The sequence below is a fragment of the Allobosea sp. 05T439 genome, from assembly GCF_056396005.1.
On record NZ_JBFTKP010000027.1, the window covers coordinates 48,382 to 70,839 of the forward strand.

The following is a 22,458-nucleotide window of genomic DNA, read 5'->3' on the forward strand; positions in this document are numbered from 1 at the left end:
GCGGTGAACGCGGTGGCGTGGCTGATCGTTCCCCGGCGCCGCTTTCGGCAACCCGTCAGGCAGCCGTGGCGCGCCTGCCCAGCTTCTTGATCGCGTCGGAGAGCGAGCCTGCCGCGTCGTCATAGCCTTCCCAAGCCTTGGTCGTCTTCAGCAGGCCCGGCACGGTCCGCACGGTAAAACGCTTGGGGTCGAGATCGGCTTTGACCTGCGGCCAAGTCAGCGGCATCGAGACCTGAGCGCCCGGCCGTGCCCGCGGCGACAGGGGGGCGACCGCCGTCGCCATGCGGTCATTTCGCAGATAGTCGAGGAAGATGCGGCCATTTCTGAGACGCTTGGCCATATTGACCACGTAGCGTGAGGGCTGTTCGGCGGCGAGTTCCGCGCAGATATGGCGAGCGAAATCTTTCGCCGCAGGCCACTCGATCTTGTTGCGCTTTCCAGCCGCCAAGGGCGTGACGACATGCAGTCCCTTGCCGCCTGTGGTCTTGCAGAAACTGGCCAGTCCAAGCGCATCCAGCCGTTCGCGCATCTGGCTTGCGGCCTCGATCACCTMACCGAATGTCACGCCGGGCCCTGGATCGAGATCGAAGACCAGGCGGCCCGGCGTCTCCGGATCTCCGGGCGCGCAGTTCCACGGGTGAAGCTCGATGCCGCCGATCTGGGCCGCCGCCGCCAACGCCTCGATCCGATCGATCTGGAGATAGGGCTTCTTGTCGCCAAAGACCCGGACGAGTTCGAACAGGTTCGAGGTTCCCATGCCGGCGTGGCGCTGGAAGAACATCTCGCCCGTAATTCCATCGGGCGCGCGCACAAGCGAACAGGGCCGGCCCTTGATATGGGGCATCATCCAGTCGCCGACCGCCGCGAAATATTCGGCCAGTTCCTGCTTGGAGACAGGCCGGTCATCCCCCGCATTCGGCCACAAGATCTTCTCGGGGTGGCTGATACCGACCCCCATGACAGTGGCCCTCTCGCCCCGACGGCGCGAGGATACCTGTTTCGGCTGCGGCGTCTCGGTGCCTTTCGGATCGGCGGGGAGGTCGGTTTCCACCTCGTCGGCGGGCTTGTCTTCGCGCAAGCCCTTGAAGGCGGCCTGACGAGCCATGCCATCCCCGGTCCAGCCGGCAAACTCGATCTCCGCGACAAGTTCGGGCTTCAACCAGGTGACCCCGGGCTCGCGCTTTGGAGAGCCGGCCCCTTTGAAGGGCGAGGCTGTCGCGGCCGCCGCCTTCAGCTTTGGCAACAGCGCCTGCACCTTGGCGGCGCTGTAGCCCGTACCCACCCGTCCGATATAGACAAGATCCGACCCTCGATTGACGCCGACCAGAAGCGACTTGAATTTGCCGGCCGTCGTGGACCATCCGCCGATCACGACCTCGTGCCCGGCGCGGCATTTGGCCTTCGTCCAGCTGTTGCTGCGCCCTGACACATAGGGCGCATCGACCGCCTTCGAGACGATGCCTTCCAGGGAGAGTTGGCAGGCCGATTTCAGGATGGCGTCGCCGCCGGTCTCGAAATGTTCGACATAGCGCAGGATGACGCCGTCGCCGTGGTCGTCGAGAGTCTCCTTCAGACGCTCCTTGCGCTGCAGGAGTGGCAGCTCGCGGAGATCGGCCCCGACGCTGAACAGCATGTCGAAGGCGAAGAAGATCAGATCCTCCGTCCTGCCCTCCGAAATGGCGGCCTGGAGGGCGGCAAAATCCGGCGTGCCATGCTTGTCGAGCGCGACGATCTCGCCATCGATGATGGCATCGGGCAGGCTCTCTCCCGCCTTGGCGATCGTTTCAAAACGGGAGGTCCAATCGAGCCCCTTCCGCGTCTTGAGCGTGACGGTCCCACCCTGGACCCGCATCTGGATGCGATAGCCATCGAACTTGATCTCATGCACCCACCCGCCACCATTGGCGGGACGCTCGACACTTCGGCATAGCTGCGGCGCGATGAACGGTGGCATGGGGGCCGGGCGAGATCTCTTGGGAGATCCGGATCGTTCCGGGCTTCGTCTGCGCTGCGCGGCCAGACCCTTCCGGCTGTCCCATTCGGCGTCAGCGGCGAGGGCGTCCTTCGCGAGGAGGAATGGCTTGGGCGAACGCCCCTTGCCGGCCGCGATCGCGTCCATGCTGCGGCCGGAGGCAACGGACGTGTCGGCCTTCAAGACCGCATCACCGTCGCCATCCACGGAATGCGCGTCCCGGTGCTTKATCAGCAGCCAGTTGGTGCGCTTGCCGCCATCCCGGTCATGACGCATCCGAACGAGGACAAAGCTGCCCTCGAGGCGCTCGCCGTCCAGAACGAACTTGAGTTCGCCCTTTTCCAGTTGGCGCTCCGGGCTGATCTTGCCCTCCGGCTGCCAGTAGCCGCGATCCCAGAGCAGAACCGTCCCCCCACCATATTGCCCCTTGGGTATGGTCCCTTCGAAATCTCCATAGGGCAGGGGGTGGTCTTCCACCTCGACTGCGAGGCGCTTGTCGCCAGGATCAAGCGAGGGGCCCTTGGTCACCGCCCAGGACTTGAAGACCCCGTCCAGTTCCAGGCGCAGATCATAATGAAGCCTGGTCGCATCATGCTTCTGGATGACGAAGCGCAGGCGGTTCGATTTCGAAACCGCAGCGTCTCCGTCAGGCTCCCTGGTCTTCTCGAAATCGCGCTTCTGACGATACGCCTTGAGCTTTTCCAAGTGACACTCCGCGTTCGCGGCTGAGCTTGCACGCAAGATGCACGTCCTGGCGGCACTCCGTGCAAAGACATCACAGGAACAGGCGCGGGAAATGATTGTTCCGAAACTTCGAGACCTGCGACGTCAGGGGGCGCGTGAGGTCCAGCTGAAGCGCTATCGTGCGCGCCCCGAACCATGAACAAGCCATCCTGATCGTCAATTAACACCGGCACCTTAGGATGATCCGGAATGGATGTGAGGATCTGGAATGCAGTCGAGTTCTGTGAAGCGTGAGCCAGGCGACCTGTCCATCGTCGTTCCCGCCCAATCCGGACGGTCAGTACGCGTATCGGGTGGCGATATCATCCGCATCGTCGATCCGAAGGGGCAGCAGGTCGCCGATCTCTGGGCCTTCGTCACCTCGCCCCGACTCGACTGGCTGAGCACGGCCCAGACCCGAGACATCAACGAGCGATTGTTTCCCAAGGTCGGAGAGAGCTTCTACAGCGACCGCGGCGTTCCGTTTCTGACATTGGTCGAGGACGGGTCCCCCGGTCCGCACGACATGCTGTTTCCTGCCTGCAACCGTGAACTCTACGAGCGGGCCGGGCTGCACGATCACCCAAACTGCAGGGACAACCTGCTCTTGGCACTTCAGGAAGAGGGCGTTGCGCTACCTTTCGTACCCGATCCGGTCGACCTGTTCCAAAACTCGCCTCCGCAACCAGACGGTCGGCTTGAGGTTCTCCCGTCGATCAACCCGCCTGGCGGGTATGTCGTCGTTCGAGCCGAGTGCGATCTTCTCCTGGTCGTTACGGCGTGTTCGGTCGATTTCCATCCGACAAACGGCGAGTGCTGTACAGAAATCGAGATCGAAGTCGTTCGCAGCTCACGCACTTCGTGATGGGGTGACCAGATCGCCATGCACTGGCCAGCGGGCTCATTTGACGCAATGATCGAGCGCGGGCTGGTGAATGATCCTGCCAGCCGCGCAATCAAACGCGCACTATGGGCCAAACATAAAGGCCCTGGCTCCATGGGAGGAGAATTCCATGCTCGTCGGCGTGCCCTGCGAAATCAAGGACAATGAAGCGCGTACCGGGCTCGTCCCGTCATCCGTCCGGGAGTTGGTCCATCATGGTCACCAGGTCATGGTCCAGTCGGGCGCAGGTCTTGGTGCCGGCATCACCGATGAGGACTACGTCGCGGTCGGCGCCAAGATAGTCGACGGGCCGGAGATAATATTCGCAGAAGCCGAGATGGTGGTGAAGGTCAAGGAACCCCTGGCCCAGGAGCGAAAGCGTCTGCGGCCCGGACAGATCCTGTTCACCTATCTGCACCTTGCTCCCGATCCTGCGCAGACCCGCGATCTCATTCAATCCAAGGCGATCTGTATCGCCTACGAGACAGTCACTTCACCCTCCGGCAGCCTGCCGCTTCTGGCGCCGATGTCCGAAGTGGCGGGCAGACTCGCACCTCAGGTCGGCGCACATGCCCTGGAGAAGGCCCAAGGGGGACGCGGCATCTTGCTGGGCGGTGTGCCGGGAGTCCCGGCAGCGTCCGTCGTGATTCTCGGCGGAGGCGTGTCGGGCACGCATGCGGCGACCATCGCCATTGGCATGGGAGCGCAGGTGACGGTCGTGGACCGGTCGGCGGAGCCGCTGAAGCGCCTGGCCACCCAGTTCGGCAATGCGATCACCACCGTCTTTTCCACGCAGGCGGCGATTGAAGAGCTCGTCAGGCAAGCGGACCTGGTGATTGGTGCGGTGCTGATCCCTGGCGCGTCGGCGCCCAAGCTGGTCAGCCACGATATGATCCGCACCATGAAGAAGGGCGCCGTCGTCGTGGACGTGGCCATCGATCAGGGCGGCTGTTTCGCGACCTCAAAGGCCACCACGCACTCCGACCCGACCTATATCGTCGATGGGGTCGTGCATTACTGCGTGGCCAACATGCCTGGCGCAGTCGCGCGCACCTCCACCTTCGCGCTCAACAATGCGACATTGCCCTTCGTGCTGGCCATCGCCAATCACGGCTGGCGCGAGGCTTTGAAGCAGGATCCGCACTTGCGCCAAGGTCTCAACATATGCGTCGGGCAGGTCACCTGCGAGCCCGTGGCAAGGGCTCAAGGCCTGCCATTCGTCGAGCCCCTCGCGGTCATTGATCGCGCATGAATGCAAGCAAGGTTCCGGTCTAAAGCATCGGCCCGAAAAGTGGATTGCGGTTTTCGGGGCAAAGCCGATGCAAAGACAAAGGGTTAGATCATCGGACTGGATACGATCTCCGGTCCGATGATCTAGCAGGGCAACGCTCGCCTCGGCGCGACAATGCTTGTCGGGAATCTTGGCCCTGGCGCGCGGATTGTCGGTTCAACGCGCCTTCGGCTTAGCCGGACACGCCAGGAACCATTTGGCGCGGTCATCCCCACATGGATGACCTCAGATCGGGAACGATCTCTGGCTGCAATCCGATCGTCGCGTAAGTCTCCGGCAGATTATTGGGAACATCGCGGCATCTCGCCACTTATGGAGGAAAGGCCGCAGGAGCCGGACGACAATGGCTGACGCGCATGGATTTCGCAGGCCTGTCGTGGAGCCCAGCAAGCCGCGGCTCCTGCATGTTCTGGGCCCCGGGCTGATCACTGGCGCATCTGATGACGATCCAAGCGGGATCGCGACCTATTCCCAGACCGGGGCGCAGTTCGGCTATATGACGACCTGGACGCTCGTCTTTTCCTATCCTTTGATGAGTGCCATTCAAATCATCAGTGCCCGGCTGGGACGCACCACAGGACATGGGATCGCAGGAAATCTGCGTCGGCATTATCCCGATTGGCTGGTCTATGGCGGCGTAACCCTGCTTCTTGTTGCAAACATCATCAATATTGGAGCGGACATCGGTGCGATGGCAGATGCCTTGCGCCTGCTCGTGGCTGGTCCGCAGCTCGTCTATGTCATTATATTTGGAATTGCTTGCATCCTTATGCAGGTTCTACTGGAATACAAACGTTATGTCAGTGTGTTGAAATGGCTGACGATCGCCCTTTTCGCTTATGTCGGAACCCTGTTTTTTGTAAAGATCGATTGGTTGGAATTGGGGCGGAGTCTTATACTTCCAAGCATATCTTTAAGGGCTGATTATTTGACTGCAATCGTCGCGATACTGGGCACGACGATCAGCCCTTATCTGTTCTTTTGGCAGGCCTCCCAGGAGGTCGAGGATATCATGGCGAATCCGAAGCGCGAACCGCTCAAGGAGGCGCCCCGGCAAGCCGATGACGCCAAGGCGCGCATACGGCTCGATACTTTTGTGGGTATGGGATTTTCGAATGTCATCGCGCTGGCAATCATGGTCACGGCCGCAGCCACGCTGCATGCCAATGGCGTGACGGACATTGAAAGCTCTTCGCAAGCTGCGGAAGCATTGAAACCCGTCGCTGGCGTCTTTGCCGAAGGACTTTTCGCGCTTGGCATTGTTGGGACCGGCCTGTTGGCCGTCCCCGTTCTCGGCGGATCAGCAGCCTATGCCGTCGGCGAAACGCTGCGCTGGCCGACGGGGCTCGATCGCAAGCCGAAGCATGCGAAGGCGTTCTACGTCACAATTGCGGTGGCAACCCTTTGCGGAGTGGCGTTGAATCTGACGCCGATCAATCCGATCAAGGCGCTCTACTGGAGCGCCGTCATCAACGGCATCGTGGCCGTTCCGATCATGGTGCTGATGATGGTGATGGCAACCCAGCCACGGGTGATGGGCGTACAAACGATCGGCCGTGGACTGACCTTCTTTGGTTGGCTTTCGACCGCTGTGATGGCCGTCACCGCCATTGGAATGGTGGCTACCAGCCTCCTGTAGCACGGCGTGCACAGGGCGAAACGCGCGGACAACACGTCTGCAATCGCGGCAGCGGCCTGGCACACTGGCGGTAAGGAGCGTTGGGCATCTCTCCAAGGCTCCCTCTGCCGGCTTCGGCATATCGCTTCAAACCGCAGCGCCGCCGGGGGGCGCCCTGTGGACGACGCAGTCATCGACATCTGGGTGGGAAACCACGGCGAGGTTTCAGTGTCGCATCGGCTCAGCCTGGACTGGTTGAACTTCCTGTTGGCGGATTTGCGTGGGGGCCTTGGGCCCTATGTCAACGTGTTCCTCCTGACGGATGTCGGGTGGGATCAAGCGACGATCGGGGCGCTCCTGACCGTAAGCGGGCTGATCGGCATTGCCTTTCACGCCCCGATCGGCGCCTTGATCGATGCCACGCGGGCCAAGCGGGCCCTCATAGTCGGCGGGGCCTGGGCCCTGGCGACGCTGGGCGCTGCCATTGCGACGGTCCCGACACTCGCCGTTGTCTTCGTCGCGGACGTCAGCATGGCGCTGCTGGGGGCCGTCTTTGCACCGACGATTGCGGCGATCACGGTGGGAATGTTCGGGCCGCGCGGCATTGCCCGGCAACTTGGGCGCAATGCCGCGTATGACCGCATCGGCAATGTGTTCATTGCTGCACTTGCTGCGCTGATCGGCACCCATTTCGGGCAACGCGGCGTCTTCTACATGCTTCCGCTGTTCGCAGGATTGGCGACGATTGCCGCGCTTTCGATTCCCGCGAGCGCGATCGACCATCAATTGGCCCGCGGTCTCGAAGGACCGAGCCGCGACCGGGGCGGTCCCTATGCATGGCGACGGCTGTTTGCCGAGCGGCCCTTTGCGGTGCTCGCGATCGGAGCTGCATTGTTCCATTTCGCCAATGCGCCGATGCTGGCCCTTGCGAGCCAGAAGCTTGCCTTGGAGGCCAAGGGCTTCGAGACGGCCGTGACGTCCGCGGCGATCATCGTTGCCCAACTGGCGACGATCCCGATGGCTTTCCTTGTCATGCGGGCCAATCTCATCGGTGGGAAGTGGCTGCTGACGCTGGCATTCGCCGCTGTGCCTCTGCGCGGCATCCTGTTCGCGCTTGTCGATGACCCCTACTGGATGATCGGCTTCCAACTTCTCGACGGAGTCGGCGCAGGGCTGTTCKACGTGTTGCTCCCGCTTATTCTTTATGGTGCCGTCCGTGGCAGCGGTCGTTACAATATGGCTCGCGGGATCATCGGCACGATTCAGGGCATTGGCGGTGCGTCGAGCTATGTGTTTGCCGGCAGTCTCGTGGTCTGGGCCGGATACAGCGTTGCCTTTGCCGTGCTGTCCGCAGTGGGGCTGGTCGCGCTTATCCTGATGGTGATGGCAATGCCGGAAACGGTCCCCCGGATCCAGGCCGGGCAGGCTGCCGGCGGTCAAGGCGTCCGAACTTTTCCGCCCGACCGGAGTTGCTAGCTCGCCGTCCCGGCAGGCGTCAGCGGCGTTTGGAGAAATCGGATGCGGATTGCGCAAGTTGCACCGCTGGCCGAGTCGGTTCCGCCGAGACTGTATGGCGGGACGGAGCGGGTCGCGTCCTGGCTCACCGAAGAGCTTGTTCGGCAAGGACATCAGGTCACTCTGTTCGCATCGGCCGATTCAACGACGTCCGCCGAGCTTGTCGCTTGCGCACCGCAGGGCTTGCGACTTGCGGGCATTCGCGATCACACCGCGAGCCATCTTGCGATGCTTGCGAAGGTCCGGGCGCGTGCGGCTTCCTTCGACATTATTCATTTCCATCTCGATCTGCTGCAGCATGCCTTGTTCACGGATCTCGCGCACAAATGCGTGACGACGCTGCATGGCCGCTTGGACCTGCCCGATTTTCTCCCGGTCTATGAGGCCTTCCCCCAGATGCCGCTGATATCGATTTCCGATTGCCAACGGAAACCGATGCCGGCAACTGCGAATTGGCTGGCGACCGTCCATCACGGATTGGGTCCGGGCCTTTGCCCGTTCGACGCGCGGGGAGGGGCGTATCTGGCCTTCCTCGGGCGCATCACGCCGGAGAAGCGACCGGATCGGGCGATCGAGATCGCCAAGCGTGCCGGCATGCCGCTCAAGATCGCGGCGAAGGTCGATCCGGTTGATGAGGAGTATTTCAGGACCCGAATCTTGCCGCTGCTCGATCATCCCTCAATCGAGTTCATCGGGGAAATCGACGAGGCGCAGAAATCTGCGTTCCTCGGCGGAGCCTGTGCCCTTCTGTTTCCGATCGATTGGCCAGAGCCGTTCGGGCTTGTGATGATCGAAGCGATGGCGGCGGGAACGCCGGTTATCGCTTGGCGCAACGGTTCCGTGCCTGAAGTCGTAAGGGATGGCGTATCCGGGATCCTCGTCGACTCCATCGCTGAAGCCGTTGCCGCTGCAAAGCATAGCGTTGCCATGGATCGCTTCCAGGTCCGGCGGTATTTCGAAGGCCATTTCACCGCCGCCCGGATGGCGACCGACTATCTCGACGCCTTCGATCACCTGCTGCGTTCGCCAGGGCACACCCGAAGGGCCGCAGAATAGACGCAGAACCATGACCCAATCCGCACGAACCTGCCTGATCTCCAGCGAAGAGGAGCAGTGGGATGAATGAGCACAGCGTCGCCGCAGGCGAGCGCCAGATCCCGCCTCTGCAGGAACAACTGGCCGAGCACGCCCTCGATGCCCACCCGTCGCTCGTAGAGCGCCCATTGCGCACACTGAAGGCGGGCGATGCGTTCGCTGTTCTCGACAGCTATGGCGACCTGGGCATCACCCCCGACACGTCGGAGGGGCTATTCTGCAACGACACCAGGCACCTTTCGCGGCTGCAACTCTTCTTCGAAGGCAAGCGTCCACTCCTTCTCAGCTCGGTCATCCAGGACGACAATGCTTCCTTGACCGTCGATCTGGCCAATCCTGAGATTGTCCGGAATGATGGCACGACCATCATTCCGCGCGATGCGATCGCCATCGAGCGGACAAAATTTCTCTGGAACTCCGTTTGCTATGAGCGTGTCGGATTGCGCAATTTCGACCGTGTTCCGCACGATTTCAAGATTTCCTTGTCTTTCGCGGCAGATTTCCGGGATCTCTTCGAAGTCAGGGGTATGAAACGCGCGCATCGCGGCGAAGTCGACGTCCTCATGTCTTCGCAGATTGCGCGTTTCCTCTATCGCGGCCTCGACGACAGGGTGCGCAGAACCGTTCTTCGATTCGAGCCTGAACCTGTTCAATTGACCAGGGACTTTGCGTCATTTCAATTTTCGCTCAAGCCAGGCGAGCGAACGTCGCTCCTTATCGCCATCGCCTGCGACGTGCTTGACGCACCCAATCGAGACATTCGTTCCGGAGAGGACGCCCCCGGCGCCCCACCTCAGGGCTTTGCCAAGGCCTACCAGGACGCTCGCCGAGACCTGCGCGCTCTGACTTCCAATATTGCCAAGGTAGAGTCTACGAATACACTCTTTTCAGATCTTATCTATCGCTCGACATCGGATCTTTACACGCTCATGACCCGGAGCGCCGACGGAGTTTACCCCTATGCTGGCATTCCGTGGTTTTCGACGATGTTCGGGCGCGACGGCATTATCACGGCAATGATGTTGCTATGGACCGATCCCTTGGTGGCGCGGGGCGTACTGCTGCAGCTGGCGAAGGCACAGGCCATCGCCCCTGACCCTGAAGCCGATGCGCAGCCGGGCAAGATCCTGCATGAACGACGACACGGAGAGATGGCCAATCTCGGCGAGGTTCCATTCGGACTCTATTACGGCTCCGTGGATGCCACCCCGCTCTTCGTCATGTTGGCCGGCCAGTATTTTGATCGAACAGGCGACCGGGCCACGATCGAGCAGATCTGGGCCAACGTCGAGGCCGCACTTCAATGGTGCGACACATTCGGAGATCGCGACGGCGACGGGTTTGTTGAATACTATCGCGAGACGGACAATGGCCTAACCAATCAAGGGTGGAAGGATAGTCACGATTCGATCTCGCATGCCGATGGCTCMTTGGCTCAGGGACCGATCGCCCTCGTCGAGGTTCAGGCCTATGTCTATGCCGCAAAGCAAGCTGCAGCCACCATGGCGAGCGCTCTCGATCTCGGCGAGCGCGCCCACGTCTTGCGGCGTGAAGCATCGATCTTGCAGGAGCGGTTCGATCGGGCTTTCTGGTGCGAGGATATCGGCTCCTACGCATTGGCGCTGGACGGAAACAAGCGGCAGTGTCGCGTCCGCTCTTCCAACGCCGGTCATGCTCTGTTCGGTGGCATCGCCTACCCCTCGCGGGCGGCGCAGGTCGCCCAGTCACTCATGAGTGAAGGGGGGTTCAGCGGCTGGGGCATTCGCACGCTCAATGTCAATGAAGCCCGCTACAATCCGATGTCCTATCACAATGGCTCGGTGTGGCCTCATGACAACGCGCTGATCGCGCTCGGCTTCAGCAATTACGGCCTGAAAACTGAGGCTGCACGGCTGTTCGAGGCGATCTTTGACGCGGCCGCCTATCAGGAACAGCGCCGCCTGCCGGAGCTCTTCTGCGGCTTCCTGAGACGGCGTCGACGTGGACCGACTGCCTATCCCGTCGCTTGCTCGCCTCAGGCCTGGGCTGCAGCCGCGCCCTTCGCGATGCTGGCCGCTTGCCTGGGGCTGCAATTGCCGGCGGCGACGAACGAGGTCAAACTCCTGGATCCCGTCCTGCCTTCGTTTCTCGACGATGTGACAATTCGCGGGCTGAGACTTGGGGCCTCACGATTCGATGTGCGCGTGCATCGGCATGAGAGCGATGTCACGATCAATGTCCTGAAGCGGTGGGAAGACAGCAACGCTCGCGTCGTTCTGGTCAAAACCAAGTAATCCGGGCAGGGGGGCTGCGCCTCCAGGACGAACTCGCCGGCGACCGAGGTTGCGCGGATCGGTGTCCATGCTTTCCGCGCCGCAGGGAGTAGGCGATGCCTGCATTGCCTCGGAAGCAGAGGGGGTCTTTCTGGCAAGTGTCGCTTCAATTTTCAGACGTGATTTCAATCTCTTCGAGGCAAGAGTGAACGATCCGCTTCGAAGCTGAACCGGATTCCAATTTCCGGCCGGATGTTCTAATCACACGCGATGGATACCGTCGCGCCGCATGAACTCTTTCCCCATGTCCGCATCGTAATGGGCATGATCATCGGCCTCGGCATCACCCGGATGCTGACCGGCATCGCCGGTTTCATCCAGCATCCCGATCGTTATCGCGTCTCGATGCTTCACATGCTCTGGGTCGGCTCGATCCTGCTGGAACTCGTGCTGTTCTGGTGGTGGGAATTCGGGCTGTCGCGCATCCCCAACTGGAGCTTCGGCGTCTACATCTTCCTGATCGGCTACGCGATCGTGCTCTATTTGCTGTCGGCGCTGCTGTTTCCGGACAACGTCGCTGAATATGCCGGCTACGAGGACTTCTTCATCAACCGGCGGCGCTGGTTCTTCGGCCTCATGGCGACGTCCTTCATTCTCGACGTGGTCGATACCCTGATCAAGGGCACGGAGCGCTGGACCCAACTCAGCGGCGATTACTTGATCCAGGTACCGATTGGCCTGGCTCTCTGTCTCGTTGCCTGTGTTTTCGCGCAACGTTGGGTCCAGATGTCCATGGCTGCCGTGCATCTTGCCTATCAGGGCTATTGGATCGGGCGCATCGTCTACAACATGCAGTGACGACGCGGCCCGATCGGAACTTCAGCCGGAACGAGCCGGGTCGCGACTGCAGGCGACCTTATGGAAACCTTGCGCGCCAGTGCCTGAGCCAGGGCGCCGGCAAGGCCGGCAGCAAGGCGCTCGACCGCTCCTCGGCAAAAGGCAGGTTGATCGGCAGTGCGAGGGTTGGGTACGGTGAGCCATCGTCACTGCATACTGGCCTTATGCTGCAAACCTCCGCTCGACTGCCTGATCGGCAGTCCCTTTCCGGCAATGCCGTGCTCGTCGGACAGAAACCGGGCCGGTCATTCGTCGAGTGAAGGGCTGCTTCCCCTCCCGGTAACGTGTTAGGTTCCCGATCGATGGACGAGACGACTCAACAGCTCATTGAGATGCTTGAGGGCTCCCCGGTCCTGGTCGCCCTGTATGACCAGTTCGACCGGCTTCGAAAGGCGAACCGAGCCTTTCGCCAGGCCTATTCCATCCGCGCCAGCGAGGATCCGTCCTGGTCGGAGATCATGCGCCGGAATTTTTCGGCGGAAACCGGGACGGTCGTTCGAACCAAGAATTTCGAGGAATGGCTGATCTCGACGCAGTCGCGGCGAGGCAAGGTCGGGTACCGCGCCTACGAGACCGATCTGCATGACGGGCGGTGGCTCTGGATGACCGAGATGGTCAGCGATGACGGCTGGATGCTCTGCATCGCGAGCGTCACGACCGATCTCCATTCCGACAAGAGAACTCTGCGCCAGGACCGGGACAGTGCGGTCAAGGCCTCGTACACGGACGAACTGACGGGGATCGCCAACCGCCGGTTCGTGATGGCCCGGATCGACGACATGCTGCTTCAACGGCGCCTGGACAGCCGGCTGACGGGCTGCCTGGCCGTTCTCGATATCGACCATTTCAAGGTCATCAACGATCGCTTCGGGCATGCGGCCGGGGATGAGATCCTGTGCAGATTTGCCAAGGAGATCCACGCGAATGTCAGGCGCTCCGATTGTTTCGGCCGGGTCGGCGGCGAAGAGTTCGTCCTGGTCATGCCCAGGACATCCGCTGCCGAGGCTGCGCTGGTCCTGGAACGCATGCTCATCGTCGTTCGGGCGATGAAGCCGCAAGGCGGCCATGGCGATTTTCGTTGCACCTTTTCGGCAGGAATCGCCGAGACGGATCCGACGGATGTATCGCTGAGCCTGTACGCACGTGCCGACAAGGCCCTCTATGCCGCCAAGTCGAGAGGCCGAAACTGCATCGTCGCGGCCGAAGGCGAAGCCGAGCGATCCCCCCAATCGATCGCGCCGTAGCGCGCAATTCTCATTTACAGCCGGGAGACACCGCCATCGCTCGCAACGTCTCGCGAGGATGATCTGGAGGGCGAGCGGGCCAAGCCATGACGGCCGGAGCTGGACTGAAAGCGCGCCGGCGGGCGTGGCGACTGTGAAGCGGCCACCGGATCGGGATGGCGTGGGCAGTGCAGATTCCACGTTTGGAATCGGCTGGTTGGCCAAAGCATCTCCATCGGAATACTAGGCCACTCCTGCAGTAAAGGACGGTCGATTATTGAGGTTCACCGATGTGGATTGTTGTGCAACAATTGTGAGGTGAAATGCCGACCTCGGAGGACACCATGCGACTAGGGCTTGCATCCACCGCCGTCCTTGCAACCTGCCTGGCTACGTCTGCCTTCGCCGCCGATCTTCCCAGCCGCTCCGCGCCCCCGGCCCCGATCGTCTACGCTCCCGTCTTTACCTGGGCCGGCTTCTACGTCGGTCTCAACGCCGGTGTGGGCTGGGGCGGGTCGCGTGACGTCATCGTCACCGGGCCGACGACTGGCTCCTCGGGAATCCTGAGTGGCGGTGGCGGCGACGGCGCGTTCGTCGGTGGCGGCCAGATCGGCTATAACTGGCAGTCCGGCGCATGGGTCTACGGTCTCGAGACCGATATCCAATATGTCGGTTCGAGCGGCGATGTGTCCTGGGGGCAATACACCTGGTGGGCAAACAGAGGCGGTGGTGACGGCGGCTATTTCGGCACCGTGCGTGCCCGCGTCGGCTACGCCTTCGATCGGACCCTAGTCTACATCACGGGCGGTCTCGCCTATGGCGGGCTGAACAGCAACCCGCTGACCGGCAACACGACGAGCAATACCGGCTGGACCATCGGCGGCGGCGTCGAATATGCCTTCACCAATAACTGGACCGTCAAGCTCGAAGGTCTCTACGTCGATACCGGCGAGGGCCGGCGAAACAGGGCCTTCACCAACCCGGCGGGTGGCGTGCTCCCGGCCGGGCTCTATACCGCGACCACCAATGGTGGCGGTAATGGCGGCATCGTTCGCGTCGGCGTGAACTACAAGTTCTGAGTCGCGCATCCTGGATCTGCAAACAGCCCGGACCATGCGCCGGGCTGTTTCCGTTTCTTCGAGCTCKCGGCGGGTGGGCCGGGCAATTCGACCGCATCATGTCGAGCGAGATGAGAGCCGGGGATTCGAGCGACGCCCGCCGATCGGCAGCATCGCGGGCGAGATGATCAATGGTGCCAATTCTGCGGCGTAGCAGGCAGATCTCCCGTGACCTCGACATGGGCGGCGCCGGTCGTCGACGGAAATTCCCGATAGGAGAACCTGAGATCGAGGAGATGGCCATCATCGGTCAGCAGCTGCACATCCGCGCGGCCGAAGACGGTCTTCAGTGCGGGAAAGGCCAGCCGGACCTCGCCGCAGCTGGTCACTCCGATCGGATCCTGGAAGAAACCTTCAAAATCGTAGGATGCACGGCCGATCTTGATGCCGTTGCTCATCAGGGCGCCTCGCCCCGAGATTCCACCGAGATAACGCATGATCGTCTCACTTCACGGTTCATAGGTGTGACTAGGCCTGCTTATCCTTCTCCAGGGCAGCTGTAAGTTCGATCGGATCCACGAGGATGATCTGCGAGGAACCGCGTGAAAATTCGATGGCCGGGATCTGCAGCATCGTGGCGGTCCGGCGAAAAGCCCGGAACGACACGCCCACGATCTCTTCTTCGTCGGTGACGACCCGATAGGTTCCGGCCGGCTGAGGATCCGACAGCGCGCTCAACCTGAAGGGATGGCTGAACGTGATCTCCGTTTCGGTGGTCCGGTCCGTCATGATCCGCACCTGCCATTCCCTGCCAATGCTAACAGAGCCGCCTGCTCGGCTCTCTTCCGGACGCCGCGGTTATTTCAGGTTGCCGAAATGGTTCGTTTGCGTGACGCTGGCGCGGATCTGGAGTTCTTCGATGGCGCGCTCGTGGCCATCGGCGCCGCGCACCCGATATTGCCGCTGTCCGTTCTCGCTCGCCGGAAGCACCCGTATGATCTCGTATTTCCCGACGCCGGTTCTGTCGAAGAAGCCAAAAGCCAAGCTGATGACATCGCCTGCCTTATAATCGGTTGTCATGACATGTGTCCTCGATGCCCGATCCATTGCGCGCCTTCTCATTCGACGAAGCCAGATGGCCGATGAAGGCCGCCCCATCGTGGCGATGGCCCATGATCAGGAGATCCACGATGTCTCCGTCGTCCCGGATCAGGTGGATCGGAAAGGCGAACTGGAGCGGGTCCGTCCGGCTCAGGTTCGCGACAAGATGCCCGGAACACATGTCCCTGGCATTCAGTGACGTTCTGAAGCTGAATGATGCCGGCTGGCGCGTGCCGTTGCGCCAGATGATCTGGCCATTGCCTTGCAAGACGAAAATCCAGTGCCGACCGGCGCCACAATGACACCGCGACCCGCTCTCGGTTCAGTGCGAAGGGAGGCGACAATCCACTACGCGCTTCTTTCAGTCGCTAAGCAAGTTCTAAGGCCGCGTCATCTTCGCACATACATCGTTCCAGCCCCTCTGCCGATTGTCTTAACCCTGATTTGCTTGATGATTTCAATTATTCCGGCCTGGCCGAAGGCATGACATATGACGACGTCGATGCTTACTTTGAGCCAGGCGCAGGCGGAACCTTTTTCCAGCCTGCGTAGCCGATTTCTCGCGCGAGCCCGTGCCCGGAAGACTTCCTAGCGTTCCATKGCGCCCATCAGCGCAGCGATCCTGATCGTCGCGAAATTGCAGAACGTGTCGGAGACCGCGTAGGGCAGGATGATGTGGTCGTTATGGCGTATCGCGCCGCAGGTATAGACGACATTGGGAACATAGCCTTCACGCTCGGACGGTTCTGGCCGGACGAGCGGCTCGCGGGTCCGCGCGAGGACCCTCGACGGATCCTGCTTGTCGAGAAGAACCGCTCCGATCGCGTATTTCCGAATGGGCCCGACGCCGTGGGTCAACAGCAGCCAGCCTTCGTCAAGCTCGATCGGGGAGCCGCAGGTGCCGATCTGAACGAACTCCCATGCAAATTGGGGCCTCAGGATCACGACCCCACCGTTCCAGGTGAAGAGGTCATCGGAATAGATGAGATAGAGGTTCTCATTGTCCTGCCGCGCGATCATGGCGTAGCGCCCACCGATCTTGCGAGGGAACAGCGCCATGCCCTTGTTCGCGGCCGCGGTGCCCCGCAGCGGCGACATCCGAAACGACAGGAAATCGCTGGTCTCGATCAGTTCGGACCGGATCGCCCGGCCGTCATAGGCCGTGTAGGTCGCCCGAAACACCGTCCTCCCATCTTCGTCAAACGCGACGAAACGTGCGTCCTCGATGCCATTCGATTGAGATGCGGTAATGGGGAAGATCACCCGCTCGCTGATGTCGCCATCGGGCGAAAATGCGACCTCGACATCGTCGCCGTCGAGGCGCGCCATGCGGTTGCGCAAGGTGGCGATCGAAGCCAGCCGCGATGTCGGATCGACACTGATGCTGCAGTCATTCGCAATCGAGCCCGAGCGGAAAGTCAGGGACGAGATATGGCCCTCGCCAACCGCGCGAACGCTCAGGATGAAGCGGCGCCCGCCTGGAGGAGCGCCGGACTGGTCAGGGTGCGAAACGATGCTCGGGTTGAAGAGCGCCGCTGCTTCGAATGAATTCTCCTGGAGAAAGTAGGCTCCGACCAGCTGACGCTGAATCCTGGTGAAGTCGCAATGCGTTGCGAATGCCTCCTCCATCTCATCGGCGCGCTCCTCGAATTTCTCCAGCAGGTTGCGGTGTCGGCCCTTGAAGTTCTCCAAGACGTCGGAGAGCAGGCTCTCGGCCGTATCGGCATCCAGCGCCAGGACCCGGTCGACGATATGATTCGCCCGCGTCTTGTCGATTGGGCTGAGGTCCCTGGGCTCGACCGCGGGGCCGAACCGGCGCACGACCACCCTGGAAGGATCGGGGCGCAAATACAGGGCCTGGCGGTTCAGGAAAGCGGGCTGGGACAAGGCGACCCCAGTCTGTTCGTGCGCGCTGGCGGAAGGATCAGGCATGGAGGACCCGAAGCGGCGCCAGTTTCGGGCGGTCCCCGCTGATGCGGGCCTGCTGGCGAATCTCGGCGAGGCTGAGAAGATAGGATACCACGGATTCGCCCCCGCGGTTCTCGTTTGCGCGGTCGCGGTGCAGGCCGTCCCGGCAGGCGCCGGTATCAAGATCGACCAGCGGCACCGAGAGGTCGTTATGGCCGAGGAACCAGGCGAAGGCACGTGCGGCCTCGGTCCGCCAATGCGGATCGCCATCGGCCCGACAGGCTGCGAGGCAGGCTGAGATTGTCGCCGTGGCCTCCAGCGGCTGCTGATCAAAGGACCTCGGTGCACGGCGCTTGTCGCCGAAACTGTCGGAGCCGACAGGCCTGAACAAACCCGCGGGCGTCGTCTGCAGATCCGCGAGCCAGCGCAGCGACCGCAACCCGGCCTCGAGATAGGCTGGGACCTTCATGGAGGTACCGGTTGCGATCAGGGCCTGAGGCAGGCGCGCGTTGTCATAGGAAAGCCCGTCCTCGAACCACACCCAGTTCGGTGTCTCGACCGCCGAGAGCAGGGCGAGCAGGCGATCGGCCAGCAGCGGGCGCAGCCAGATGGCAGTCGGCGGCGCCCCGGCGACGGCGCAATAGGCGTCGAGGCCGAGCAGGGTGAAGCTCCAGGCGCGGGGCGAGGTGAAGCTCTCGACGATGGGCAGGGCTTGTGCGAACAGGGCGGCTGCCCATTGCCGGCGCGACGGGCTGACATCGCTGCGCGCGCATTCGCCCAGCGCCCAGAGCGTCCGGCCATGACTGTCCTCGGAACCCGTATCTTCCAGCCAGCGCCGGTCGAAGCTCATGAAATTGCGGAAGCGTCGCGTGTCGGGATTCCAAGCGTGCTGGACGAAGGATGCGTAACGCGCCGTCAGCGCGTCCGTAAGCTGCCGTTCGCCGGTGCTGCTCAAGGTGCAGGCGAGGAGGAGCGCGCGGGCATTGTCATCCACGCAGTAGCCATGCGCGCGATCCGGCACGGAATGGACGGCATGCTGGAACAATCCGGTATCGTCGCACATGGACAGGAGATGTCCTGTCTGCATCTCCGGAGGCGCAGGAATCTGCGGCGAGGGCGTTGTCATGATGGGGCTGGCGACGACGCTCAGCACCCGGCCCCGACGCGCCGTCTCAAACGCGGCGAGATAGCGCTTGGCCGTTCGTTCCCATGTCATCGAACGGCTACTGGCATAGGCACGCAGCCGCATTGCCTGGCGCCTGTCGACATCGGTCAGCAGTCCCGCGATCTCGTCGCCGATGGCAACCGCATCGCCGAAGGGCACCAGAATGCCGCGCCCATCAGCGAGCAGTTCCTGTGCGTGCCAGTAGGGCGTCGAGACGACGGCTTTCCCGAGGCCGAAACTGTAGGCCAGCGTGCCCGATGTCATTTGCGCCTCGTTGAGATAGGGCGTGACATAGACATCGCACATCGAGATGAAGCCCAGTAGCGTCGCCTGATCGACGAACTGGTCGAGGAAGACCACATGATCCTCGACGCCGAGTTCGCGCACGCGGCTCATCAGGCTGGCGCGATAAGCCTCGCCCTGGTCGCGGACGAGATTGGGATGCGTTGCACCCAGAACCACATAGACCGCATCGGGGCGACGCCGCAGGATCGCCGGCATCGCGTCGATCATCACCTCGATGCCCTTGTTGGGCGACAGCAGACCGAAGGTCAGGATGACGGAGCGGCCGCTGAACCCGAGCCTGGTCTTGGCGTCGTCAGGTGCGAGAAAGGCGACGTCGGGAATGCCGTGCGCGATCACCTCGATCTTGTCGGCAGGGAGTCTGTAGACGGTCCGCAGCAGGTCACGGCCCTTCTCGGCCATGACGACGATGCGCGTCGAGGCGTCGACAATCTGTTCCATGACATCGCGCTGCACCGGCGTCGGCTCGGACAGGACGGTGTGGAGTGTGGTGGCCACCGGCGTCTTCAGCCGCGACAGCAGCGCCATGATGTGGCCGCCGGCCTCTCCGCCGAAGATGCCGAACTCATGCTGGAGCGAGACGATGTCGAACCGACCATCATTCAGGAAGTCGGCGGCCCCTGCATAATCCTCCAACCGGTCGTCGCCGACCTGATAGTGGACGGAGCGTGGATAGTCGTAAGCATGACCATGGTCGTTCATGGCCACGATCGAGGTTTCGAGATCCGAGCCCGACAAGGCGACCGCCTGTTGCAAATCCGTCGTGAAGGTCGCGATTCCGCAGCGACGCGGAAGCGAGTTGCCGATGAAGGCAATGCGGTGGAGCGGGCTCATGGTCGGGCCTCCGTGAAGGGGTTGGACGGACCCGCCAGCGTCGGGAGCGGCAGGGGCGGCTGAGGCGGCTGGGAAACGGCGTCGCCTGGCGCATTCGCATCATGCGCAGAGACGGCATGCAAAAGGTCGGGGCAGGGGCTTGTCGCGTCATAGGCCACCAGACAGGTCAGGCCTTCGCCCCCCGCCTCGATGCGCATGCTGTCGGCCTCGATGAAGCAGCCCTCGCCGGCGACTGCTTGGAACGCCCCGAGCCTGGCGGTGCCAGCGATGATGACCAGCCAGGTCTCTCTGCTTGCACTGAGGTTCCAGACCGATCCCGAAGCCAGATCAAACCGCTCGAGGACGAAATACGGGCTCGCGACGAGCAGGGTCCTGCAATCGCCAAGATACCGCACTGGGGCTTGCCCTGCGGCGGGCGCGGCCAGGGCCGCTGCAACGCCGTGCTCGATGTGAAGTTCGCGTTGGCGGCCATGGTCGAACAGGCGGAAGGTCGTGTCGCTTCGCTGCTGGATTTCCGCGAGGACAAGCCCGGGGCCTATCGCGTGGATCGTTCCGGCCGGCACGAAGATGACGTCGCCCTTGCAGGCCTTGCGCCACTGCACGAGGTCGGTGATGGAGCCATCCTCGATGGCGGCCCGCAGTTCTGCGGGCGTATGGGCCGATTTCAGCCCGACGCCGATCGTGGCATCCGGTGTCGCGGAGAGAATATACCAGGCTTCGGTTTTGCCGTGAGGGAGCCCCATAGCTTGCGCGAAAGCGTCGTCCGGATGCACCTGGATCGACAATGCCTCGCGCGTGAACAACAACTTGAGCAGCAGGGCGGGCTCGGCCGCGTGAATGTCGCGGCGTTGAAACCAGAGTTCACCGATGGCGACGCCGTCATGCGCGACCTCGCTCCAGGGCAGGAGATCGGTCGACCCCCAGGGTTTGGGCATCGCATGTACGCAGGCCTGTTCGAGCGCCATATCGGTCTCCTGGTGCGCATCGCCAGTGATCGAGCGACGGCTGTCGATCGATGCGGCAATGGTCGGCGACGGCTTTCAATGGCGCCTGGCGAGGGACAAAAGGCCCGCCGCAGGCAGCATCATGCGCTCGTTGGGCGCATCGAACAGGCCAGATACCGCTCCAACGCTGGAGCAGGACCGCGGCCCGGATAGCTGGATGATCGCGCGTCGCGCGGTCCTCGATGGATCAGGTGCTCCGCTTCATGGGAGGACCTGCGCGCCAGGGCTGAGACCGGCTAGCACGGCTCGGTTCTTAGCAAGGGTGCCGTGCAGACGGATCTCATCATCCATTGCGCGTCGCCTCGAAAGGCACATGCCCTCATTCGGCAGAGTTGCACGACTGACGCCATGCCGGAACACGCGGCCCGCAGCATAAAGTCTGGCCGCACACGATCGTTCCCGGCCTTGTCCTTGAGCTGGCCCCAAGCAGCCGGCGCACACCAGGGAGTGTCGCCGACAAAATAATGGCGCTTCCTGACATGAGAACAATTCACTACGGACGAGATTTAACCTAAATTATGAGGTGAATTTTAAAAGTATCGAGAAAGTCGATCGCGCCGCTATATAGCGTGAATAACTCAGGAAAGATCCATAATTATTTTTTGGATAATACCGACGTTCAGGATGAGATCAAATATTGAGAGATTGGATCGAGGTTTTCCAGCGTGCCGCCTTGGTTGGCATGGCGGCACCCCTTCGAGACCGGAAGCGGGAAAGTTCTGATGGATCGGCAAGACGCAGCAGAGCCCGCGCAGTCCGACTTGCCTATGGCCTTAGGGCGACGGCGAGGTCCGGCCGATCCGTCGTGAAGGCGCTCACGCCCGCGGCGAAGGCCTGCTTGATCTCCGCCTCCTCATGCACGGCAAAGAGACCGTAGCGGATCGCCTCACGCCGGCAGATCTCCGCATCGGTGTCCTGGGCTTGCGAGATGCGCACCGCAATCTCCGGAACGCCCGCCATGCGCGCCTTTCGGCACAAGGCACCGAGATCTCGCGTCGGCGCGGCGAGCGTCTTCTCGGCGATCAGCCAGATCAATGGCGTGGCTGGCGCCAAGCTGGACAGTTCTTCCAGCGTCGCGAGATCGAACGCGGTGAAGGTCGTCCGGTCGAGCAGGCGCGTTTCCGTGAGCACTTCGACGATCTGGGCCTCGATCCCGGGATAGCGGCTGCCGTCGTGCCGGTTCTTCAGCTCGATGCGCAGCTTGATGCCGCTCGGCTCGAGAACGTCGAGCACTTCGTCAAGGCTCGGAATGGTCTCGTCGCTTGTGCGCAGCAGCGCCACCTCCCGGAGGTCGGCCCAGTCCTTGTCCGCGATCGCTCCGGTGCCGGCAGAGGTTCGGCCGAGCAGCGGATCGTGATGGACGAGCAGCACGCCGTCGCGACTGCGATGGATGTCGAACTCGATGAAGTCGACAGCCATCGCGGCGGAGTTGCGGAAGGCGAGGCGGCTGTTCTCGGGCCAGAGTCTGGCTCCGCCGCGATGAGAGGCGATCTCTGTCATGTCACCGTCACAGTCCAAGAGGTTTTCTGCGTTGCAAGATAAATTGCGATATCAAGAGTCAGCAATTTATCTTGCATAGCTCCGAAGGGCTTGTCTACCTTGGGCGGCATTGGGAG

The 22,458-nt window shown here is 62.1% G+C and carries 18 protein-coding genes; 10 read left to right on the forward strand and 8 right to left on the reverse strand.

Translation table 11 applies throughout. The features are described from left to right. Positions 1-55: 55 nt before the first annotated feature. Entirely contained in the window at positions 56-2,677 is a 2,622-nt protein-coding gene (ligD, locus tag AC1DIO_RS24990) for a DNA ligase D (protein ID WP_476854260.1), read from the reverse strand. A gap of 247 nt (positions 2,678-2,924) precedes the next feature. Here ligD and AC1DIO_RS24995 point away from each other — a divergent pair, with 247 nt between their 5' ends. The 9 genes from AC1DIO_RS24995 (at position 2,925) to AC1DIO_RS25035 (ending at position 14,548) form a co-directional block, all read left to right on the forward strand. Continuing rightward, positions 2,925-3,560 (forward strand): DUF1989 domain-containing protein, encoded by a 636-nt coding sequence (locus tag AC1DIO_RS24995; RefSeq protein WP_441491015.1) that lies wholly within the window; start codon positions 2,925-2,927, stop codon positions 3,558-3,560. A gap of 148 nt (positions 3,561-3,708) precedes the next feature. Then, the gene (gene ald, locus AC1DIO_RS25000) at positions 3,709-4,830 is read left to right on the forward strand and encodes an alanine dehydrogenase (RefSeq protein ID WP_441507753.1); all 1,122 of its coding nucleotides are present in this window, start codon (positions 3,709-3,711) and stop codon (positions 4,828-4,830) included. 382 nt (positions 4,831-5,212) lie between these two features. Further along, positions 5,213-6,508 carry an NRAMP family divalent metal transporter gene (locus AC1DIO_RS25005; protein WP_441491013.1) on the forward strand — a complete coding sequence of 432 codons (1,296 nt, stop codon included), beginning with the start codon at positions 5,213-5,215 and terminating at the stop codon, positions 6,506-6,508. A 156-nt stretch (positions 6,509-6,664) separates the two neighbouring features. Further along, positions 6,665-7,963: an MFS transporter gene (locus AC1DIO_RS25010; protein WP_476854261.1), complete on the forward strand. Its 1,299-nt coding sequence runs from the start codon at positions 6,665-6,667 to the stop codon at positions 7,961-7,963. Between the two features lie 42 nt (positions 7,964-8,005). Beyond that, positions 8,006-9,058 carry a glycosyltransferase family 4 protein gene (locus AC1DIO_RS25015; protein WP_441507755.1) on the forward strand — a complete coding sequence of 351 codons (1,053 nt, stop codon included), beginning with the start codon at positions 8,006-8,008 and terminating at the stop codon, positions 9,056-9,058. A gap of 62 nt (positions 9,059-9,120) precedes the next feature. Then, positions 9,121-11,370 (forward strand): amylo-alpha-1,6-glucosidase, encoded by a 2,250-nt coding sequence (locus AC1DIO_RS25020; RefSeq protein WP_476776596.1) that lies wholly within the window; start codon positions 9,121-9,123, stop codon positions 11,368-11,370. A 249-nt stretch (positions 11,371-11,619) separates the two neighbouring features. Then, the gene (locus tag AC1DIO_RS25025) at positions 11,620-12,207 is read left to right on the forward strand and encodes a hypothetical protein (RefSeq protein WP_476770981.1); all 588 of its coding nucleotides are present in this window, start codon (positions 11,620-11,622) and stop codon (positions 12,205-12,207) included. Between the two features lie 341 nt (positions 12,208-12,548). Then, positions 12,549-13,490, forward strand: a complete 942-nt coding sequence (locus AC1DIO_RS25030) for a GGDEF domain-containing protein (protein ID WP_441507758.1) — start codon at positions 12,549-12,551, stop codon at positions 13,488-13,490. A gap of 323 nt (positions 13,491-13,813) precedes the next feature. After that, complete coding sequence (locus AC1DIO_RS25035) at positions 13,814-14,548, forward strand: outer membrane protein (RefSeq protein WP_441507759.1); 735 nt, start codon at positions 13,814-13,816, stop codon at positions 14,546-14,548. Positions 14,549-14,715: 167 nt separating this feature from the next. Here the strand turns inward: AC1DIO_RS25035 and AC1DIO_RS25040 are convergent, their stop codons facing one another. The 3 genes from AC1DIO_RS25040 to AC1DIO_RS25050 form a co-directional block, all read right to left on the reverse strand. Continuing rightward, positions 14,716-15,024 carry a hypothetical protein gene (locus AC1DIO_RS25040; protein WP_441507760.1) on the reverse strand — a complete coding sequence of 103 codons (309 nt, stop codon included), beginning with the start codon at positions 15,022-15,024 and terminating at the stop codon, positions 14,716-14,718. A 31-nt stretch (positions 15,025-15,055) separates the two neighbouring features. Further along, positions 15,056-15,316: a hypothetical protein gene (locus AC1DIO_RS25045; protein WP_069882796.1), complete on the reverse strand. Its 261-nt coding sequence runs from the start codon at positions 15,314-15,316 to the stop codon at positions 15,056-15,058. A gap of 69 nt (positions 15,317-15,385) precedes the next feature. After that, positions 15,386-15,607, reverse strand: a complete 222-nt coding sequence (locus tag AC1DIO_RS25050; RefSeq protein ID WP_441507762.1) for a hypothetical protein — start codon at positions 15,605-15,607, stop codon at positions 15,386-15,388. Between the two features lie 55 nt (positions 15,608-15,662). Between AC1DIO_RS25050 and AC1DIO_RS25055 the strand changes: the two genes are divergently transcribed. Next, positions 15,663-15,827 (forward strand): hypothetical protein, encoded by a 165-nt coding sequence (locus AC1DIO_RS25055; RefSeq protein ID WP_441507763.1) that lies wholly within the window; start codon positions 15,663-15,665, stop codon positions 15,825-15,827. Between the two features lie 389 nt (positions 15,828-16,216). Here the strand turns inward: AC1DIO_RS25055 and AC1DIO_RS25060 are convergent, their stop codons facing one another. The 4 genes from AC1DIO_RS25060 to AC1DIO_RS25075 all read right to left on the reverse strand — a co-directional run bounded on the left by AC1DIO_RS25060 (position 16,217) and on the right by AC1DIO_RS25075 (position 22,342). After that, positions 16,217-17,515: a glycoside hydrolase family 130 protein gene (locus tag AC1DIO_RS25060; RefSeq protein ID WP_476834860.1), complete on the reverse strand. Its 1,299-nt coding sequence runs from the start codon at positions 17,513-17,515 to the stop codon at positions 16,217-16,219. Between the two features lie 37 nt (positions 17,516-17,552). Next, the gene (locus tag AC1DIO_RS25065) at positions 17,553-19,838 is read right to left on the reverse strand and encodes a glycosyltransferase family 4 protein (protein ID WP_476776598.1); all 2,286 of its coding nucleotides are present in this window, start codon (positions 19,836-19,838) and stop codon (positions 17,553-17,555) included. After that, on the reverse strand, positions 19,835-20,803 hold the full coding sequence (locus AC1DIO_RS25070) for a class I mannose-6-phosphate isomerase (protein WP_441507766.1): 969 nt from the start codon (positions 20,801-20,803) through the stop codon (positions 19,835-19,837). The genes AC1DIO_RS25065 and AC1DIO_RS25070 overlap by 4 nt, the downstream gene beginning before the upstream one ends. An 804-nt stretch (positions 20,804-21,607) precedes the next feature. Next, the gene (locus AC1DIO_RS25075) at positions 21,608-22,342 is read right to left on the reverse strand and encodes a glycerophosphodiester phosphodiesterase family protein (protein WP_441507767.1); all 735 of its coding nucleotides are present in this window, start codon (positions 22,340-22,342) and stop codon (positions 21,608-21,610) included. Positions 22,343-22,458: the final 116 nt, after the last annotated feature.

Coding starts and splice junctions, on each gene's coding strand:
- AC1DIO_RS24995 (WP_441491015.1), top strand. CDS start 2,925: ATGCAGTCGAGTTCTGTGAAGCGTGAGCCAGGCGACCTGTCCATCGTC.
- ald (WP_441507753.1), top strand. CDS start 3,709: ATGCTCGTCGGCGTGCCCTGCGAAATCAAGGACAATGAAGCGCGTACC.
- AC1DIO_RS25005 (WP_441491013.1), top strand. CDS start 5,213: ATGGCTGACGCGCATGGATTTCGCAGGCCTGTCGTGGAGCCCAGCAAG.
- AC1DIO_RS25015 (WP_441507755.1), top strand. CDS start 8,006: ATGCGGATTGCGCAAGTTGCACCGCTGGCCGAGTCGGTTCCGCCGAGA.
- AC1DIO_RS25025 (WP_476770981.1), top strand. CDS start 11,620: ATGGATACCGTCGCGCCGCATGAACTCTTTCCCCATGTCCGCATCGTA.
- AC1DIO_RS25030 (WP_441507758.1), top strand. CDS start 12,549: ATGGACGAGACGACTCAACAGCTCATTGAGATGCTTGAGGGCTCCCCG.
- AC1DIO_RS25035 (WP_441507759.1), top strand. CDS start 13,814: ATGCGACTAGGGCTTGCATCCACCGCCGTCCTTGCAACCTGCCTGGCT.
- AC1DIO_RS25040 (WP_441507760.1), bottom strand. CDS start 15,024: ATGCGTTATCTCGGTGGAATCTCGGGGCGAGGCGCCCTGATGAGCAAC.
- AC1DIO_RS25045 (WP_069882796.1), bottom strand. CDS start 15,316: ATGACGGACCGGACCACCGAAACGGAGATCACGTTCAGCCATCCCTTC.
- AC1DIO_RS25050 (WP_441507762.1), bottom strand. CDS start 15,607: ATGACAACCGATTATAAGGCAGGCGATGTCATCAGCTTGGCTTTTGGC.
- AC1DIO_RS25055 (WP_441507763.1), top strand. CDS start 15,663: ATGGCCGATGAAGGCCGCCCCATCGTGGCGATGGCCCATGATCAGGAG.
- AC1DIO_RS25065 (WP_476776598.1), bottom strand. CDS start 19,838: ATGAGCCCGCTCCACCGCATTGCCTTCATCGGCAACTCGCTTCCGCGT.
- AC1DIO_RS25070 (WP_441507766.1), bottom strand. CDS start 20,803: ATGGCGCTCGAACAGGCCTGCGTACATGCGATGCCCAAACCCTGGGGG.
- AC1DIO_RS25075 (WP_441507767.1), bottom strand. CDS start 22,342: ATGACAGAGATCGCCTCTCATCGCGGCGGAGCCAGACTCTGGCCCGAG.